General features: G+C 58.4%; 18 protein-coding genes. 13 read left to right on the top strand and 5 right to left on the bottom strand.

The genetic code is table 11. The features are described 5' to 3' along the window. Nucleotides 1-7 precede the first annotated feature (7 nt). The 10 genes from mmdA (at nucleotide 8) to BCS37_RS09450 (ending at nucleotide 8,246) form a co-directional block, all read left to right on the top strand. On the top strand, nucleotides 8-1,537 hold the full coding sequence (mmdA, locus tag BCS37_RS09490; protein ID WP_069181202.1) for a methylmalonyl-CoA decarboxylase subunit alpha: 1,530 nt from the start codon (nucleotides 8-10) through the stop codon (nucleotides 1,535-1,537). A gap of 18 nt (nucleotides 1,538-1,555) precedes the next feature. After that, nucleotides 1,556-1,693: a hypothetical protein gene (locus BCS37_RS12110; RefSeq protein ID WP_006692990.1), complete on the top strand. Its 138-nt coding sequence runs from the start codon at nucleotides 1,556-1,558 to the stop codon at nucleotides 1,691-1,693. Nucleotides 1,694-1,789: 96 nt separating this feature from the next. Continuing rightward, complete coding sequence (locus BCS37_RS09485; RefSeq protein WP_069181201.1) at nucleotides 1,790-2,185, top strand: biotin/lipoyl-containing protein; 396 nt, start codon at nucleotides 1,790-1,792, stop codon at nucleotides 2,183-2,185. 185 nt (nucleotides 2,186-2,370) lie between these two features. Then, entirely contained in the window at nucleotides 2,371-3,471 is a 1,101-nt protein-coding gene (locus BCS37_RS09480; RefSeq protein WP_069181200.1) for an LptF/LptG family permease, read from the top strand. A 45-nt stretch (nucleotides 3,472-3,516) separates the two neighbouring features. Beyond that, a complete protein-coding gene (locus BCS37_RS09475; RefSeq protein ID WP_069181199.1) occupies nucleotides 3,517-4,686 on the top strand; it encodes a DUF3084 domain-containing protein in 1,170 nt (389 codons plus the stop codon). Continuing rightward, nucleotides 4,683-5,075: a RuvX/YqgF family protein gene (locus tag BCS37_RS09470; RefSeq protein ID WP_069181198.1), complete on the top strand. Its 393-nt coding sequence runs from the start codon at nucleotides 4,683-4,685 to the stop codon at nucleotides 5,073-5,075. The genes BCS37_RS09475 and BCS37_RS09470 overlap by 4 nt, the downstream gene beginning before the upstream one ends. A 117-nt stretch (nucleotides 5,076-5,192) precedes the next feature. Beyond that, nucleotides 5,193-6,242, top strand: a complete 1,050-nt coding sequence (locus BCS37_RS09465; RefSeq protein ID WP_069181197.1) for a glycosyltransferase family 4 protein — start codon at nucleotides 5,193-5,195, stop codon at nucleotides 6,240-6,242. Nucleotides 6,243-6,272: 30 nt separating this feature from the next. Beyond that, a complete protein-coding gene (wecB, locus tag BCS37_RS09460) occupies nucleotides 6,273-7,430 on the top strand; it encodes a non-hydrolyzing UDP-N-acetylglucosamine 2-epimerase (RefSeq protein ID WP_069181196.1) in 1,158 nt (385 codons plus the stop codon). Nucleotides 7,431-7,463: 33 nt separating this feature from the next. After that, on the top strand, nucleotides 7,464-7,703 hold the full coding sequence (locus tag BCS37_RS09455) for an AtpZ/AtpI family protein (protein ID WP_069181195.1): 240 nt from the start codon (nucleotides 7,464-7,466) through the stop codon (nucleotides 7,701-7,703). A 30-nt stretch (nucleotides 7,704-7,733) separates the two neighbouring features. Continuing rightward, nucleotides 7,734-8,246, top strand: a complete 513-nt coding sequence (locus BCS37_RS09450; RefSeq protein ID WP_069181194.1) for a glutathione reductase — start codon at nucleotides 7,734-7,736, stop codon at nucleotides 8,244-8,246. A gap of 64 nt (nucleotides 8,247-8,310) precedes the next feature. Here the strand turns inward: BCS37_RS09450 and BCS37_RS09445 are convergent, their stop codons facing one another. The 5 genes from BCS37_RS09445 to BCS37_RS09425 all read right to left on the bottom strand — a co-directional run bounded on the left by BCS37_RS09445 (nucleotide 8,311) and on the right by BCS37_RS09425 (nucleotide 15,233). Then, nucleotides 8,311-9,600 carry a hexokinase gene (locus BCS37_RS09445; RefSeq protein ID WP_069181193.1) on the bottom strand — a complete coding sequence of 430 codons (1,290 nt, stop codon included), beginning with the start codon at nucleotides 9,598-9,600 and terminating at the stop codon, nucleotides 8,311-8,313. A gap of 116 nt (nucleotides 9,601-9,716) precedes the next feature. Further along, a complete protein-coding gene (locus tag BCS37_RS09440; protein WP_069181192.1) occupies nucleotides 9,717-10,490 on the bottom strand; it encodes an HAD-IIB family hydrolase in 774 nt (257 codons plus the stop codon). Beyond that, on the bottom strand, nucleotides 10,487-12,151 hold the full coding sequence (locus tag BCS37_RS09435; protein WP_069181191.1) for a glycoside hydrolase family 13 protein: 1,665 nt from the start codon (nucleotides 12,149-12,151) through the stop codon (nucleotides 10,487-10,489). Before BCS37_RS09435 ends, BCS37_RS09440 begins: the two co-directional genes overlap by 4 nt. Before the next feature lie 13 nt (nucleotides 12,152-12,164). Beyond that, nucleotides 12,165-14,276 (bottom strand): alpha-glucoside-specific PTS transporter subunit IIBC, encoded by a 2,112-nt coding sequence (locus BCS37_RS09430; RefSeq protein WP_069181190.1) that lies wholly within the window; start codon nucleotides 14,274-14,276, stop codon nucleotides 12,165-12,167. A 192-nt stretch (nucleotides 14,277-14,468) separates the two neighbouring features. Further along, entirely contained in the window at nucleotides 14,469-15,233 is a 765-nt protein-coding gene (locus BCS37_RS09425) for a MurR/RpiR family transcriptional regulator (RefSeq protein WP_069181189.1), read from the bottom strand. Between the two features lie 230 nt (nucleotides 15,234-15,463). On the opposite strand from BCS37_RS09425, the gene BCS37_RS09420 reads away from it, so the two are divergent. The 3 genes from BCS37_RS09420 to BCS37_RS09410 are packed head-to-tail and all read left to right on the top strand — an operon-like array spanning nucleotide 15,464 to nucleotide 18,030. Beyond that, complete coding sequence (locus BCS37_RS09420; RefSeq protein ID WP_069181188.1) at nucleotides 15,464-16,267, top strand: HAD family hydrolase; 804 nt, start codon at nucleotides 15,464-15,466, stop codon at nucleotides 16,265-16,267. An 8-nt stretch (nucleotides 16,268-16,275) separates the two neighbouring features. Further along, a complete protein-coding gene (locus BCS37_RS09415; protein WP_069181187.1) occupies nucleotides 16,276-17,127 on the top strand; it encodes a histidinol-phosphatase in 852 nt (283 codons plus the stop codon). Between the two features lie 15 nt (nucleotides 17,128-17,142). After that, nucleotides 17,143-18,030, top strand: coding sequence for a hypothetical protein (locus BCS37_RS09410; RefSeq protein ID WP_069181186.1), 888 nt, complete (start codon nucleotides 17,143-17,145; stop codon nucleotides 18,028-18,030). Nucleotides 18,031-18,034: the final 4 nt, after the last annotated feature.

Here is an 18,034-nt window from a genome sequence, read left to right as displayed (position 1 = left end):
GGATATGATGTCCACAGTCCAGGAAAAAATTGAGCTCATGCTGGAGAAGAAAGAGCATCTCATGCAGGGCGGCGGTGCGAAGGCCATCGAGAAGCAGCACAGCAAGGGAAAGCTCACCGCGCGTGAACGCCTGAACCTGCTCTTCGATCAGGATACGTTCGTTGAGCTGGATATGTTCGTTCGCCATCGCTGCACGAACTTCGGGCAGGATAAGAAGGAGCTGCCGGGTGAGGGCGTTGTGACGGGCTACGGCACGGTCAACGGACGTCTCGTCTATGCGTTCGCGCAGGACTTCACGGTCGAGGGCGGCTCGCTTGGCGAGAAGCACGCACACAAGATCTGGAAGGTCATGGACCTTGCGATGAAGATGGGCGCACCCTGCATCGGCATCAATGACTCGGGCGGCGCACGCATCCAGGAGGCGGTTGACGCACTCTCGGGATACGGCGGCATCTTCTACCGCAACACGAAGTCCTCGGGTGTCATCCCGCAGATCTCCGTCATCATGGGACCTTGTGCGGGCGGTGCGGTTTACAGCCCTGCTCTTACGGACTTCATCTTCATGGTGAAGAACACGAGCCAGATGTTCATCACGGGTCCTGCCGTCATCAAGTCCGTTACGGCGGAGGAGGTTACGGCAGAGCAGCTCGGCGGTGCGATGACGCACAACAGCCGCTCCGGCGTTGCGCATTTTGCGGCGGAGAACGATCAGGACTGCATTGACCAGATCCGCTATCTGCTCTCCTTCCTCCCGAGCAACAACATGGAGGAAACTCCGCGCGTCGAGACGGGCGATGACCCGAACCGCCAGGAGGAGAGCCTGAATACGCTCATCCCCGACAACCCGAATGCGCCGTACGATATGAAGGATGTCATCCGCGCACTCGTCGACAACGGCGAGTTCTACGAGGTGCATCAGCATTTCGCGACGAACATCATCTGCTGCTTCGCACGTTTTGACGGCCGCACGGTCGGCATCATCGCGAACGAGCCGAACGTCATGGCAGGCTGCCTCGATGTTGACGCGTCCAACAAGTCGGCGCGCTTTATCCGCTTCTGCGATGCGTTCAACATTCCGCTCGTCAACCTCGTCGACGTGCCGGGCTTCCTGCCGGGCGTCGATCAGGAGTACAGCGGCATCATCCGCCACGGTGCGAAGATGCTCTACGCATACAGCGAGGCGACCGTGCCGAAGGTCACCGTCATCACGCGCAAGGCGTACGGCGGCTCCTACATCGCAATGTGCAACCGCGAGCTCGGTGCAGATCAGGTCATGGCATGGCCGACGTCTGAGATCGCCGTCATGGGCCCTGCGGGTGCAGCGAACATCATCTTCCGCAAGGATCCGGACAAGGATGCACGCACGGCCGAGTACATCGAGGAGTTCGCAACCCCGTACAAGGCGGCAGAGCGCGGCTACATCGACATGGTTATCACGCCGAGCGAGACGCGTCCCTACATCATCACGGCGCTGAATGCGCTCTCGAGCAAGCGTGAGGACAACCCTGCGAAGAAGCACGGGAACATTCCGCTCTAAAGTCTGGGAGGTTAGGATATGGCTGCAAATACCGTTGCACCGGAGATTGTCGCTGCCATTACCGCCGCCGTTCAGTCGGCGATGGGAAGCAAGGTCGTGGCTGTGCGCATTAAACCCGCAGAGGTTTGGACGCTCGCCAACCGCAGCAATCTTTGATTCCGTAGCCCTGCATATGCAGGAGGTCTGTCGCGGGGGATTCGCGCATAGATATGGCGTGTTCCCTTGGGAATATAAATGTTGGAGGAATAACACATGAAGAAGTTCAACATCACTGTCAACGGCACTGCTTATGAGGTTGAGGTCGAGGAAGTACGCGCAGCGGGCGCGGCTGCTCCGGCTGCTGCACCGCGCGCGGCAGCACCCGCACCGGCGGCTGCTCCGGCACCTGCGGCTCCCGCAGCACCTGCGGCACCGGCTGCAACGGCGGGCGCGGGCGAGAGCTCCGTGGACGCTCCGATGCCGGGCAAGATCATCGAGGTCAAGGTCTCGGTCGGTCAGGTAGTAAAGGCGGGCGATACGCTCCTCATCCTCGAGGCGATGAAGATGCAGAACGAGATTGCTGCACCTGCAGACGGCACGGTCAAGGCGGTCAACGTCTCGGCAGGCCAGTCGGTCAAGGTTCGCGAGTCCCTCGTCATCCTCGGCTGATCGCGGCGCAGAGAGATACATTTGGGAGTCCCATGAGGGACTCCTTTTTATTATGTTTGGATGATAGACGCTCACGCAGGCACGGCAATGCAAGTACCGCATTTTGCATCCTTGTCAAGGGCGGGCGAAAATGATAAAATAGAGCGAATACCACCCATACATATGACACGATCAGAGGAGAGTCTATGCGTCTGAAGATCCGAATCCTCGACAAATACATCTTTCGGGAGGTCTTTCTGTCCTTCCTCTTTGCCATCTGTGCGTTCTCGGCGGTCTTTATCGGCTCGGGCACGCTCTTTCGCATTGCGCAGTATATTACGGACTACGGTGCGTCGCTGCCGTCGATCATCAAGATCTTTGTGTTCAGTCTGCCCGGCGTTGTCATGTGGACATTCCCTATGTCCATGCTGCTCGCGAGTCTCCTGACCTTTGGACGCCTGTCGTCCGCGAGTGAGATCACGGCGATGAAATCCTGCGGCATCGGTTTCGGACGCATCGCCGCACCTGCGATTCTGCTCGGCTTTGTCGTGAGTGTCGGTGCCGTTCTCTTCAACGAGCATGTCGTGCCGCGTGCAAACACGGCGTACCGCAACGTCATCTATTACGAGATCGAGGGCAATTCCGGCATGAAATCGCAGGAGCATCTCATCATTAAGGAGATCGAGAACGGGAAGATCCAGCGGCTCGTGTATGCGCGTTCCTTCGAGGCGGAGCAGCAGCGTCTGATGGGCGTGAGCCTGCAGATCTTTGGCGCAGACGGCAAGGTAACACACGTCGAGAATGCGGAGTATGCGGAGTGGACGGGTACGGAGTGGATCATGCACAAGGGAGACGTCTACGAGATCGCAGACGAACATCTCGAACGCCGCATGCGCTTCGAGCGCCAAGTGCTGCCCGTGCAGAAGGATCCGCGTCAGATCATCCGCGAACAAAAGAAACCGGAGGAGATGACGATGCGCGAGCTGCGCCATCAGATCGCGCTGATGCAGACGCAGTATGTCAATACGACGAAGCTGGAGACAGAGCTCTATCAGCGCATCTCGATTCCGATGGCAAGCCTCATCTTCACACTGATCGGTGTACCGCTCGGACTTCAGCCGACGCGCAACTCCTCGTCAGCCGGATTTGCAATGAGTGTCATCATCATCTTCATCTACTATGCGCTCATGACGATGGGAAATGCATTCGCGCGCGGCGAGGTGCTGCCTGCGATGCTTGCGGTCTGGCTGCCGAACATCGTCGGCATGGTTGCGGGCGGAATTCTCCTGCGGCGTGCCTCACAGTAAATTTCGCGGAATCCGCATATAGTCAATAGAAAGGGGTGACGCTCTATGTACGGCATAACACTTATCTTCGTCCTCGCTGTGGTCGGCGGCGTCATCGCCTTCATCGGTGACCGCCTCGGCACGCGGATCGGCAAGAAAAAACTCTCGATTTTCGGACTGCGACCGCGTCATACGGCAGTTATTGTCACCATCTTTACGGGAATCTGCATTACGACGGTGACATTTGGCATCATGGCGGCGGTCTCCGAAAATGTGCGAACGGCGCTCTTTGGCATGGATCGTCTGAATGCGATGATTGCCGATACGCGCGCGGCGCTCGATTTTACCTCGGGGGAACTCGAACGTGCCAAGAGCGCACAGGAGCAGGCAAGCGGAGAGCTGAAAAAATCAGAAGAGGAGATCGCGCGGCTGAGTGGAGAACAGGAAGACCTGCGCGCCGAGTCGGATCGCCTGTCGGCAGGCAATCGTGCGCTGATGATGGAAAAGGAAGGTCTCATCTCCCTCAATGCGAAGCTCTCCGGTGAAAATGAAACACTGCTTGCTGACATTCATACACTTGGCGTGCGTGCGAATACGCTGCGCGAGAACATCCTCAGTCTGCGTGAGGGCAATATCATATATCAGGCGGGGGAGATTATCGCGAGCGGCATTATCCCCGCAAGTCTGAGTCACGATGAGATTGAGCGCGGGCTGGCAGGCATCGCACAGCTCGGCACGCGGAATATTTCCGCACGGGATGGCGAGAACCACACCGATCAGGATATCTGGATCTACGGTCCCGAGTATGATGCCGCCGTACGTGCGATCGAGGAGAGTCCCGTGGATATGATCGTGCGGATTGTTGCAGCCGGAAATCTCGTACGCGGCGATGAGATCCGTGCCTCCATTGAGCTCTACCCGAACCGCGTGATCTATCGCAACGGGGAGCTGATTATCGCGCGTGTCTACACCGCAGAGGCACTGGGGAATGCTGCCGAGCAGTCGGTCATGGCGTTCCTGCGTGAGGTCAATGCGGCAGCATCGGCGAAGGGGATTCTCCCCGATCCGCTGCGCGGTACGGTCGGCGTCATCGAGGGCGCAGAGTTCTACAGTCTCGTGCAGGAACTTCGCACGCATGCGGGCGCGGTTGTCATCTCCGCCTATGCGGACGGCGATACGGACGCAATGGGACCTCTGCGGCTGAAATTCAAGATTGAGAGCGAGGGTGGAACATGAGCCGTCCCGTCCTTGCGATTGACCCCGGACGCGAGAAATGCGGTATTGCCGTGCTTGCGGCGGACGGCACGGTCATTGAACAGGAAATCTTGCCGACGCAGTATTTCGTCGCCATGATCGGCGGGCTGCTCAGAGAATATGAGCCGACTGTCATTATGGGCAACGGTACGACGAGCGCGGCGGCAAAGGCGCGCGTGGAGGAGCTTGGCTATGAAGTCACTCTCGTCGATGAGTATCGAACGACAGATGCGGCAAAGAGTGCCTACTGGGAGGCACATCCGCCGCGCGGCTGGCGGCGGTTCGTGCCGCGCGGAATGCTTGTGCCGCCGGTGCCTGTGGATGATTTCGCCGCCGTGATCCTTGCAGAGAGGTTCCTGAGAGAACAGTGATTTTGTAGTGGGACACAGCCCGAAACTCTTTCATTGTTTGATTGACAGGGTGTCTGTCCTGCAGTAAGATGATTAGAAGTGCATTTCACGGACGTCTTTTAAGGAGAGCAATAGTTCATGCCCGATAATGTCTTAGCATTTATGATCGCACTCGGTACGGCGCTCGTACTGACACCTGCGGTCATTGCCTTTGCACGCCGCACGGGAGCGCTGGATCAGCCCGACGCGCGCAAGGTGCACGCGCGTCCCATCCCGCGCATCGGCGGTATTGGAATCTATGCCGCGTTTATGGTGTCGATTCTGGTGCAGCTCATCTTTGTGGAGCTCACCCCCGAATTCATGATGAGCTTGATTGGCCTTATGGTCGGCGGCACGATCATCGTTGCCATCGGCATCATCGACGATTACTGTGATCTGCCGGCAAAGGTGAAGCTGCTTGGGCAGATCCTCGCTGCTGCGGTGCTTGTCATCGGCTTTGACGTACGCATCGACTTCATTACCGATCCGCTGGGCGACTTTATCTATCTCGAACTCTTTGCGATCCCCGCGACGATCTTCTGGATCGTGGGACTGACGAATACCGTCAACCTCATCGACGGACTTGACGGCCTCGCGGCGGGCGTCTCCTCCATCGCTGCCGTCACGATCTTCCTTGTGGCGATGGAGGAGGGCATTCCCTTTGTCGCAATGGTGACGGCGGCGCTCGCGGGTGCGGCAGTCGGATTTCTCTACTACAACTTCAATCCCGCACGCATCTTTATGGGCGACACGGGGAGTATGTTCCTCGGCTTTATGCTTGCAGGCATCTCTGTGGTCGGTGCCGTTAAGAGCGCAGCGACGATTGCACTTATCGTGCCGATCCTCGCGCTCGGACTGCCGATTCTCGATACAACCTTTGCCATTGTGCGCCGTGCACGCAACCATCGCCCGATCTTCAAGCCGGACAAGGGGCATCTCCATCATCGGCTGCTCGCTCACGGCTTTACGCAGAAACAGGCAGTGCTGCTCATGTACATTGTGAGCGCGCTTTTCGGACTCTGCGCACTCGCGCTTACGACGGTCAGCACGCAGGCGGCCGTCCTCATTGTTCTGATTGTTGCGGCGGCAGTGTTCGTCGGCGCACGCAAGCTGGGCATCCTGCAGATGGATGCGCCGCAGCAGAAATAAATTTGCTTCACAGAGAGGAGCACAGGCAGAATGACCGGCAAAATCAAAGTCATGTCGATCTTTGGCACACGTCCCGAGGCGATCAAGATGGCGCCTGTCGTCAGGCAGCTCATGCGTCATACGGACGCAATCGAGACGCGGACGCTCGTCACGGCGCAGCACCGCGAGATGCTCGATCAGGTACTGCACCTCTTCCATATCGTTCCGGACTATGACCTCAACATCATGGCGGCGGGGCAGACCCTCTTTGACATCACCTCACGCGCCATGCTCGGCATCAACGAGGTGTTCCAGCAGGAACGTCCCAATCTCGTGCTCGTTCACGGCGACACGACTACCACCTTTGCCGGCGCGCTCGCTGCATACTACCATCAGATCCCCGTCGGACACGTCGAGGCGGGGCTTCGAACGCATGACATCTATTCCCCGTTCCCCGAGGAGATGAACCGCCGCCTTACGGGCGGCATCGCGACCCTGCACTTCGCACCGACGCCGACCGCACATGCGAATCTTCGTGCTGAAGGGATTCCCGAGGGGCGCATCTTCGTCACGGGGAACACCGTTATTGACGCACTGCACCACACCGTACGCCCCGACTATGTACTCCCTGCAGAACTCCGCGGCGTGGACTTTGCAGATCATCGCGTCCTCCTTGTCACGACGCATCGACGGGAGAATCTCGGCGAACCGATGCGTCATGTCTATCGTGCGATTCGCGACATCATCGAGGAACTGGGTGACGTAGAGGTCATCTTCCCCGTGCACCGCAATCCGAAGGTGCGCGAGATTGTCCGTGAGGAGTTGGGCGGGCTTGAACGTGTCCACCTCATCGACCCGCTCGACTATGAACCGTTTGCAAACCTCATGGCGCGCGTCGATATCGTGCTCACAGACTCGGGCGGCATCCAGGAGGAAGCTCCCTCTCTCGGCAAGCCAGTGCTTGTTCTGCGTGACACGACCGAGCGCCCTGAGGCAGTCACGGCGGGAACGGTGCGCCTCATCGGCACGGATGAGCGACGCGTCTACGAGGAGACCATGCGCCTCCTCACCGAGCCGACCGCGTACACGCATATGGCAGAGGCAGTGAATCCTTACGGCGACGGTAAGGCCGCGCACCGCATCATCGAGGCGATCCTCTATCACGCAGGACATGCGCAGACACCGCCGGAGCCGTTCCAGAGTGCGTAGATATCATCTGTGATGTGCGGAGAGGAGGATGTCATGGAGCAGAAGAAAGCGCCGCCTCCATCGGGCATGGCGGAGGCACTGCGCGCCTTCGGACTCCTTTCGGGAGTGGGCATCTACTTCCTTGTCTTTCTCGGCATCTTCATTTTCCTCGGTAAATGTGCCGACGACTTCCTCGGCACGGGGCGTACCTGTACCATCGTCGGCATCGTCCTCGGCTTCCCCGCGGCGATTTACTCGCTCTATCGGCAGCTGAAGTATTATAAACTTGTGTGAGACGATCTTTTCATTCGAGGGAGGTTTGTCATGGGTGACTTGTTTCGTGAGGTGCAATTGTTCCTCGCCGCTCCGAGCGAGCATAGGGACGAATTTGACGCGAGCGATGCTCTGATCTGGGTGGACTGGGGCGACGAGGATGAGAGTGTTCTTTCCTATTTGAATGATGTTCTTCCGGAGGAGGCACAGATCGACTACGAATGTGTGGACTCTGAGACGGAGCGTGGATTTGATATTCTGCTGAAAAAAGATGGAGAGGCACACGCCGTCCCCTACGCGGCAGATGCTGCGGACAGGGATACGACGCTCAAGGCGGCGCAGGAATACCTCGCACCCGCATACGAGATTCGATGGTATATGGGTTCGCTCGGCAGTGATACGCTTGCATTCACGGTTCTTCGAACAGACGATTGGGAGAAGCTGGAACGGGAGTTTGATGCGGAGCAGGTCGCCTATTATTTCGCGCCGATTTACGCAGACAGTCAGATGTTCGAGATGGACGTGGACGAAGTCTCTGATCTGCTGGAGCAGAGAAAACAATAGTACAGATAAACGAACACAACCGCCCCGCAGGGTTGAACCTTGCGGGGCGGTTTCGTGTGTATCTTTATTTTCTCTCTGTCATGGCGGCGGCGAGTGCTGCACCGAGGGCGGAGCCGGCGTTTTCGAGAATGATCTTGACGTTGACCGCCTCGTCCAGGAGGAGGGTGTCGAGCGCGCCGCGCAGGTGATGTGCGACGAGCGGTACTTTCTCATAGACGGAGCCGTCGACGGCGACGAACTGGTTCTCGAGCTCGTTCTCACCCATGCGGTGCTGAATGATGGCGACATAGGTCGCTGCAACAATGCGCGCAGAGCGGACAATGACGGCAGTCGCGAGTTCCTGCAGCAGGGCACGTTCGGCGGCGGTGAAGGTCATGCCCGTCTTTGCCTCGATGACCGCACCTGCCGCATGGCGGTCGAGGTAGGCATCGGTGATGATCTCGGAGAGCTCGATGCTCGAAAACGGATAGACCCCGTCTGCACCGAGGAGATCTGCAAGTGCCGCACCGTAGAGTGTCCCGAGGTAGCGTCCCGACACCATCTTTTCCAGACGCTGTGCGCCGGGCTGCTCGGATTCCCGATCCAGAATATCGTCGTATTTGGAGAAGGGCAGATTCCCAAAGCCACCCGACTCCATGTTGATGACGGTCGGCGGTTCACTGCCGTCTGCGAACTCCTCATAGTAGCAGGTGTTCTGCCCCGTCGCGTAGATCGATCCGATGTAGGTGTGCTCGTGCTTGTACGCCGCCGCGAGCAGCACCGCAACCGTATCGTTGATGACAGCGACGGGAATGACATTTGTCATGCCGCGCCGTGCAAGCGCCTCCTTGAGCAGGTCGTTGACGACCTTGCCCTCGACCCCCTGCGTGGCGAACTCCTTCGTCCAGACGATGAGCTTCGCGTTGTTGAGGTTGGTCTGCTGTGAGGGGAAGGAGAAGGTATGTCCGAGGAGGTATTTCGTCTCCCGATTCCCGTCGATTGCTTCGTCGATGATGCCGGCGAGGAAGTCAAACATCTCCTCCGCCGTCGCATCTGCGCTGACGTAGTCATAGACACCTGGGAGGGTGAGCGGTTTTGCGACCCTGCTCAGCACCTCGTATTCGCCGCCGCCCTTGAGGAGGATGCGCTGGGCACGGACGTTCGTGCCGCCAAAGTCGAGCGCGAGGAAGGAGCCGTGCTCCTTGCCGCTCGGAAGCCCTGCATAGGAGCGGAGCATACGGAGCGTTGCGCCCTCTTTGCCCGCAAGCCCCGCACACATATCGGCGCGGAAATCATCGGCGATCTTGCGGAGCGCATCGTCGTCTATGGTGAAGGCTGCCTTTATCTCGTCAAATTTTTCACGATCAAATCCCATGGTAACTCCTCCCAAAAAAAAATTATGGCACTGTTGTGGAGCATCTTGTCATGCGAATTCCGCGCGAACGCTTCGTTAATGCCCTTATCCCATGTTCCAATCCAAGACCTTAACGATTAACGAAAATGATCGAGCATCGCCCCAACGCTCGGGAACACCTGCTTTGCCTGTGCCTGAATCTCGGGGCGCGCCGTGGTGAGCGAGTACCCATTCCAAGCCTTGAGCATGGGCAGGTCATTCGTCTCGTCGCCGATGGCGAATACCTCTGCGCCGTTCCAGCCCATGACAGAGAGGAGCTTCTTGATGCCCTCGTCTTTGCTGATGCCGGCGGGCGTGATGTCGAGGCTGCATGCATTCGGGAATGCGTGGATCATATCTCCGAGTTTCTCGTTCAGGACGGCGGCACACGCATCGGACAGCGCTGGTTCATGGAAGCCGAGCGAGAACTGCTGAATCCCCGTCAGCCCCCCGATCTCGCTCTCCTCAATGTAGATGATGGGGAAGTCCCAGTCCTTTGCCTCGCGTTCGATCCACGATCCCTCTGAGTGGTGGCAGAGATAGGTCACATCTGCCGCTGAGAAGGCGAAGTGGAACGACTTCTGTGCGCTCGGCTCCGCCGCAATCGCTGTGAGCGCACGAGGGTCAATCTCTGCCTGAAATCGTACGGATGCATCCGCACCTCGTATGATGCCGCCGTTGTTGCAGACGGTGTAGTCAAACTCTACGCCGTACGCAATGAGCTGGGGGACGAGCATCCCGTAGTCGCGCCCCGAGATGACGCCGAACTTGTGCCCTGCCGCACGCCAACGGGCGATGCCCTCCTTCGTCTCCGCGTCGATTTTGCCGCCCCTGAGGAGCGTGCCGTCGTAATCGCTTGCCGCTACCTTCATTTTACCTCCTCCTCATAGACAACCGCCTCAAGCGGGCGGAGCACTGTGCTCGGCGCATCTGCATAGCTGCCGATGAGACGCACGCCCTTTAGGAATCCTGCGGGCAGTGCCGCCTCCTCCGCGGAAAAGTTGACCGCCGTAACGATGCGGCGATTGCCCGCCGTACGCGAGAATGCGTAGATCTGCTCATTGTCCGCGAGCAGTTCCTCATAGACACCGCTGAGCAGTACGGGGTTCGTCTTGCGCAGACGGATGATCTGCTTGTAGTAGGAGAGGACGGAATCCGCATCCTTTTCTTCATCCTCCGCGTTGATTGTGTGATAGTTCTCGTTCGCGGGCAGCCACGGCGTACCTGTCGTAAAGCCCGCATTTTCCGACGTGTCCCACTGCATCGGCGTGCGCGCGTTGTCGCGGCTGTTGAAGTGAACGAAGGACAGCGCCTCTGCGGGACTGAAACCTTCTTTGAGCGCGAGCTCGTACTGACCGTGGGAGGAGATATCGTCATAGGCCTTTATGCTGTCCCACTTGACATTGGTCATGCCGAGTTCCTCACCCTCGTAGATGAAGGGCGTACCGCGCAGAGTCATGAGGACGGTTGCGAGTGCCTTTGCGGCGAGCCGCGTGTCTCCGCCCTTCGGGAAGAAGTAGTTTACCGAGCGTGCGCGGTCGTGGTTTTCGAAGTAGATCGGGTACCACCCCTCGTCTTTTACTCCTGCTTGGCTTGCCGAGAGTGCTGCCTTGAGCTTTGTGAGCTTCCACGGCACCATCTTCGACCAGCATTCACCGTCCTCGTATGGAACGAGGACGTGCGCGAACTCGAACAGCATCGAGAACACACCGTTTTCGCCGACCCAGTCGGGGAGCTCCGCGACCGAGACACCGTTTGCCTCACCGACGGTGAAGATGTCGTGCCCGTCAAAGACCTCCCTGCGGAACTCGTGAAGAAAATCGAGGATGCCGGGCGTGTTCGCCGTCATCGTGTGGACGTTCACCATGCCGTCCGCCGCGTCGGGCGTGCCGTCCTCAAAGACAGCGGGCTTTTTGATGTAGGTGATTGCGTCGATGCGGAAGCCGCCGACGCCCTTGTCGAGCCAGAAGTTCGCCGCCGCGAAGAGGGCTGCGCGTACCTCTGGATTCTCCCAGTTGAGATCGGGCTGCGCCTCGGCAAAGGTGTGGAGGTAGTACTGCCCGCGCTCTTTGCAGTACGTCCACGCAGAGCCGCCGAAGATGCCTCGCCAGTTCGTCGGCGCACTGCCGTCGGGCTTCGCATCGCGCCAGATGTACCAGTCGCTCTTTGCGTTATTGCGGCTCGACTTCGACTCGATAAACCACGGATGCTGATCGGAGCTGTGGTTGTAGACGAGATCCATGACGATGCGGATGTCACGGCGCTTTGCCTCGGCGATCAGTTCCTCCATGTCGGCAAGCGTGCCGAACTGGGGATTGATGCCCGTGTAGTCGCTGATGTCATAGCCGTTGTCGACCATGGGCGATGGATAGACGGGCGTGAGCCAGAGCGCACCTGCGCCGAGATCCTTCAGATAGTCGAGCTTTTCGGTGATGCCGCGCAGGTCGCCCGTGCCGCTTCCCCTGGTATCGTTGAAGCTCTTCGGGTAAATCTGGTAGACGGCGGTGTTCTGCCACCATTTCGTTGCTTTCATCGGTGTTCCTTTCTTAGAACGTCAGCACAGGAGTTTCGCCCGCCTTGGCGTCCATGTCCGTCATCTTCTTCATGAGCGGATATTCAGCGGAGTTCGTGACCGCCATGATGACTGTATCCTGATAGCCCGCCGCATGAATCACATCGCGGTCGAACTTCACGAGCGGCGCACCCGCCTTGACGCGATCGCCCATCTTGACAAGCAGTTCAAAGCCCTTCCCCTCGAGTTTCACTGTGTCCACGCCGATGTGGATGAGGAGTTCCGCGCCGTTGTCCATACGGAGGCCGACCGCATGGCGGCTGTCCTCCATGACCATCGTGACCTCAGCATCTGCAGGAGCGACCACAACGCCCTCCGTCGGCTCGACCGCAACGCCGTCGCCCATCATCTTCTGCGAGAACATCTCGTCCTTGACCTCGCTCATGTCGATGATATGACCCGTTGTAACAGCCGTAATGGCAAAGGATTTCTCTGTGCCGACCGCGACCTCGTCCACATCGGAGGCAGGAGCGGTCATGAGTGCCTCGAAGCGCTCGCGGATCTGCGGGACGGAGAGACCGACGATGACTTGGAATGCGTGACCGTTGCGGACAAGACCATGTGCGCCCGCCTCGGTGAATGCACCCGTCGGAGCGACGAGTTCGGGATCGTTGACCGTGACGCGCAGACGCGTTGCGCAGTTCGTCACGTCCTTGATGTTTGCCGCGCCGCCGAGACCGTCGAGGAAGGCGCGCGCCTTGACATCGCGCTCATCGAGCTTCATGCCGGGAGCGGCTGCCGCAGCACCTGCTGCACCCGCCTGTTTTGCCTTGTAGTCCGCCTTCGTGAAGAGCTTGTCCTCTACGCCGTCGTCCGTACGGCCGGGTGTCTTGTAATCCTTGAGCTGAATGACAAAGCGGAAGACGAAGAAGTAGATCGCGGTGAAGCAGAGGCCGACGCCGATCTGCGTGAGGTATGTCGCATAGTGATACGGGAAGAGCGGAATCCAGTTCTGAACGAAGCAGTCGATGAGACCGCCGCCGAAGTTGCCCGAGAGCCCGATCGCATAGAGCGTTGCGGAGAGCGTCGCCGAGAGAGCGGCGTGCAGGAGATAGAGAAGCGGTGCGACGAAGAGGAAGGTGAACTCGAGCGGCTCGGTGATGCCGCAGAGCACCGCCGTGATCGTTGCGGGGATGAGGAGCGCTGCCGTCTTCTTGCGCTTTTCGGGCTTTGCGCACATATAGATCGCGAGTGCTGCGCCCGGCAGACCGAAGACCTTGCCGCTGCCGTGGAGGGCAAAGCCGCCCTCGGGGAAGAGCTCACGGAGCGACTGTCCGCTGACCATAAAGTCGTTGATATGCCCGAGCCAATACGCCTGAATGCCGCCGTCGACGACCGCAGGACCGAAGATGAACGGGAGGTAGATGAAGTGATGCAGACCTGCCGGCAGGAGCATTTTCTCCGAGAACGTGTATGCCCAGACGCCGATGATGCCGCTGGTCTTGAGGAAGAACTGGAACTGCTCGATGGCGTGCTGTACCGCCGGCCAGACGATGCAGAAGAGAAGTGCCATCGGGATCATAACGACGAAGCCGATCGCCACGACGAACGCGGGACCTTTGAAGATACCGAGCCAGTCGGGGATGTTCGTGTCATAGAAGCGGTTGTGCAGGAACGCCGTGCAGCAGGCGATGAAGATCGCGCCGAGCATACCCATGTCGAGCGTCTTGATATTCGCGATCATCGCGAGCCCTGTGCCGGGCCCCGCCTGCTGGCTGTAGTCCACGCCAAATGCGCTGCCGTGGAGCGTGAGGAACGCGGAGATAAAGTAGTTGAACAGCATATAGATGACAAATGATTCCATCGCACAGCGCGCGGGTTCTTTCTTCGCAAAGCCGATGGGAACGGCGATCGCGAAGAGAATGGGCATCTGCGCGAACACCGTCCATGCGCCCTGTTCAACGACGAACCAGAAATCATACCAGAGTGTGCCCTGTGCGGCGAGACTGCCGAGCAGCCCCTCGTTCTTGCAGACAATGGACACTGCCACCGTCAGACCGAAGAATGCAAACAGGATGACGGGCGTATACATCGCGCCGCCGAACCGCTGCATGTTTTGCATGATGACATCCTTGCTGAGTGCCATGTGCGTTCCTCCTTATCCCAAAAACCAAACCCCTGCGGCAGGGAAGCTCAGCGCCTCCCGAGAATGAAACTGAAACTAATATGAAATCCGTTGTCTATAAGATAGCGCAAAAAAGCCGCGAACGCAATAGCTTCACGGCTTTCGGGCAGGATGTACGGAGCCTGTATCACGGTACATCGGATGAAATTTGTTTCACTCACTCAACTCCTGCACATAAAGCCGATAATGTACATACCATATTTCCAGCAACAGGAAGTAGGCGAGCATGGATTTGAACTGCAGACGTGCCTCATTCTCGGGTAAGGCGAACTCTGCGGGCATAACATAGAGATTTTCCGTTGAGCGGCTCGCGAGTGTGTTGTGCCGCATCTCCGTGATGGAGAGGATGGGCACGCCCTTGAGACTCAGCTGATTTGCGAACTCCACGACGCGCTCGGATTCGCCCGAGAGCGAAATGAAGATGAAGAGGTCGTCCTTCCCCGCCGTCTGGTAGACGGAGTAGAACTCCTCGCGCCCCGCGATCTCGTAGATCAGAATATTATCGTAGACAAAGAGCCGCTTCATCTCCTGCATGACATTCGTCTGCACATAGCCGGAGGCGTAGGCAAAGACGCGGTGCGCTTCGCGGATGAGGCAGCTCGCGCGCGTGTAGTCGCGCCGCATGAGCTCGCGCCACGTCTCATCGTAGAAGCTGCCGAGCGAGGTGATGACATCGCGCTCGGGCAGGGAGCGTGATGCCCCTTCCATGCGCATGAATGCCTTCATCTCGCCGAACCCGTCAAAGCCGAGCTTCTGCGCGAAGCGCACAACAGACGCACTCGATACGGCGCACGCGCGTGCCAACTCGTGGATGGAGGCACGGCTCGCTGCTGTGCGGTTGCCTTCGATGCAGCGCCAGATGCATTTGTCCGTGTCACTGAGCTCGCGCAGATGTGCGTTGATTCGTTCCGTGAGCATACGCTGCTCCTTTCGCTGTTTTTCCTCATTATAGCATAGATTATGACAAAGAGCACACGATATCGTCACGGGCATGCCCCCACCTATTATCTTATATAAATCCGACCGGAAAAAGGACAGCAAAGAGGGGACTCATTGGGCACGTTTCTTTTGATTGCGTGGAAAATCGTTCTTTGTTATAATGAAAACAATTGTATACACGGAAAATGGAAAAGGGAAGAGGGGATGCAATGATACGGCTGATTTTTTCGGACATGGATGGGACGCTGCTCGATGAGCAGGGGAATCTGCCCGCAGGGTTCGGAGATCTGTATCGGCGGCTGAGGGCGCGCGGGATTCGCTTTGCACCGGCATCGGGGCGGCAGTATGCCTCGCTCGTGCAGACGTTTGCGCCGTGGCAGGATGAGATGATCTTTCTCGCCGAGAACGGTACAATGGTAATGGAGAGAGACAGAGAACTTTTCTCGCGTCCGGTCGATACCGCGATGGCGCTTGAAGTCATGCGGACCGGGGAAAAACTGGCGGGTGTGCACTGTGTACTCTGTGGGAAGAAGCGCGGCTATCTGCACGCGGAGGATGATGCGCCGGCGTTTCGTGCGGAGCTTGCAAAATATATCACGCTCTCGACGGTGGTCGAGGACTTTACTGCCGTAGACGATGTGCCGATCAAGATAGCGTTCTTCGACAGCGCAGGGCGTGCGGAGCAGACCATCTTCCCTGTCATGCAGCAGTATGCCGCGCGTATGCAGGTAACGCTCTCGAGCGCACACTGGGTCGATGTCTATGAGCAGGGTGTGAGCAAGGGCGTCGCCGCCCGCCGCGTGCAGGAGCTGTTCGGCATCACGCCGGATGAGTGCGTCGCGTTCGGCGACTATGGGAACGATCTTGAGATGATGGACGCGGTCACGCACAGCTTTGCGATGGAGAACGCCATCCCTGCGGTAAAGGAGCGCGCGCGGTACCGTGCGCCGAGCAATCGGGAACACGGCGTGATGGAGGTCTGCGAGCGGATTCTCGCGGGCGAGTTTGATTGAGGTGCGTTATGCGGTTTGACTATCATATGCATCTGGAGTACGGCTCCTACGATGAGGACTATGCAGAGGGGTTCTTCCGCGCCGCGGCGGAGCGCGGCGTTCATGAGATCGGATTCTCCGAGCACTCGCACACCTTTCCGGAGTTCGAGCAGCTCTACTATGACGATCTCATCCTTGATGATTCGTTTGTGGGCACATTTCAGCGCAAATGGCTGAAGTCGAACAAGTTCAAGTACACACTCGACGAGTATTTCGCATTCATCGAAAAGCTGCAGAAAAAGCACAAGGTACTTGCGGGCATCGAGGTCTGCAATTTCCAGAATCAAGAGGCTGTCGCAAAGATTCTCCGCGCCTATCCGTTCGACTATGTGATCGGCTCTGTGCACTTCCTGCACGGCTGGGCATACGATACGTCTGCAATCGCAGCGGAGTGGGACAACCATCCGCTCACGGACATCTACGAATGGTACACGGAGGAGGTCGAAAAACTCGCGGCATCAGGGCTCTATGATGCCCTCGGACATCCGTTCAACATCCGCCTCTACCGCCACTTCCCCGACTTCGATACAGCGCCGTATCTCACGCGTGTGGCAGAGGCGATGAAGGCGGCGGACATGATCGTCGATCTCAACACGGGGACATACTACCGCTACCCTGTGGAAGAGTTCTCGCCGTATCCGGACTTTATGCGTACCGCGAAAGAATACGGACTGTCGATCATCACGACCTCGGACGCGCACAAGCCCGAGGACTGTGCGCGCTACAACGAGGAGGCAGTGCAGTATGCACGCTCCTTCGGTTTTGCGGAGCAGATTCATTTCACTGGTGCACGCGGCCGGGAGCGTGTGGCACTCGACTGAGAGAGGAGCATATGAATGCGCACAAAGATACGTTATGGAACGGGGCTGCTGCTGCCGCTGCTCTTTCTGCTGCTTCTGTGCCCTGCGGCACTCGCCGAGGACGGGCGCGCATGGACGTGGCTGAGCTCCAATGAAAAGTATTCGAAATTCTACGCCCCCGCCTCCGTTCATGTGACGGAGCGTGTGACACCTGCGGGCAGGGAAGAACCTGTGGCGACAGAGATCCGCGCCGGCATCAAGACCGAGCTCAGTCCCGAGGGGGCGGCAGAGACCATCCGCAACTACAAGATCGAGCACGCCATCCAGAACCCGCAGCAGCTCTCCTACACGATCGCCGAGGTGCGCATTGTGCCGCAGAGCCGCACGCTGCAGTATATCAATGAGACATTCTATGACGCAGCGGGCAACGTCCTCTGGTCGAAGGCCGAGGGGACGGAGAAGGAGATGAATTCCCAGCAGTTCGACGAGGACTTCTACGCTGCCATCGTGGACATTGTCTTTCGTCAGGGCGAGACGGCACGTCTGAGGGCGGATGACCGATGGATTCTCCTCTGGACGGATGAGGCTGCTGACGGCACCAAGACGCAGGTGACGGCGGATACCTCAACCATGCGCCGTGTGCATGACAATCTGATCTTCTGGGCGTGGACGGAGGTGCGTGACAAGAACGGCAAGGCGGTCGAGGTCAAATTCGACAAGCGTGCGGTGAATCTGCCGCAGGGCACGGAGCGCATTGTCACGGGGAAATACTGGTCTCCTGCGGATGGGTGGCAGCCGCTCGACGACGGGTTTGAGGGCGCGTACCGCATGATTCCGCCCGATGCGCCCGAGGGGCGCGGACTCGTTCGTCTGCGTGCCTATGCCGACGGATACAAGACGTGGCTTGCACGCTATCAGCTTTAATCTT

Source organism: Selenomonas sp. oral taxon 920, assembly GCF_001717585.1.
Lineage (GTDB): Bacteria > Bacillota > Negativicutes > Selenomonadales > Selenomonadaceae > Centipeda.
The sequence above is the reverse complement of the archived record's forward strand: the minus strand, read 5'-3'. Positions and strand labels throughout refer to the sequence as shown.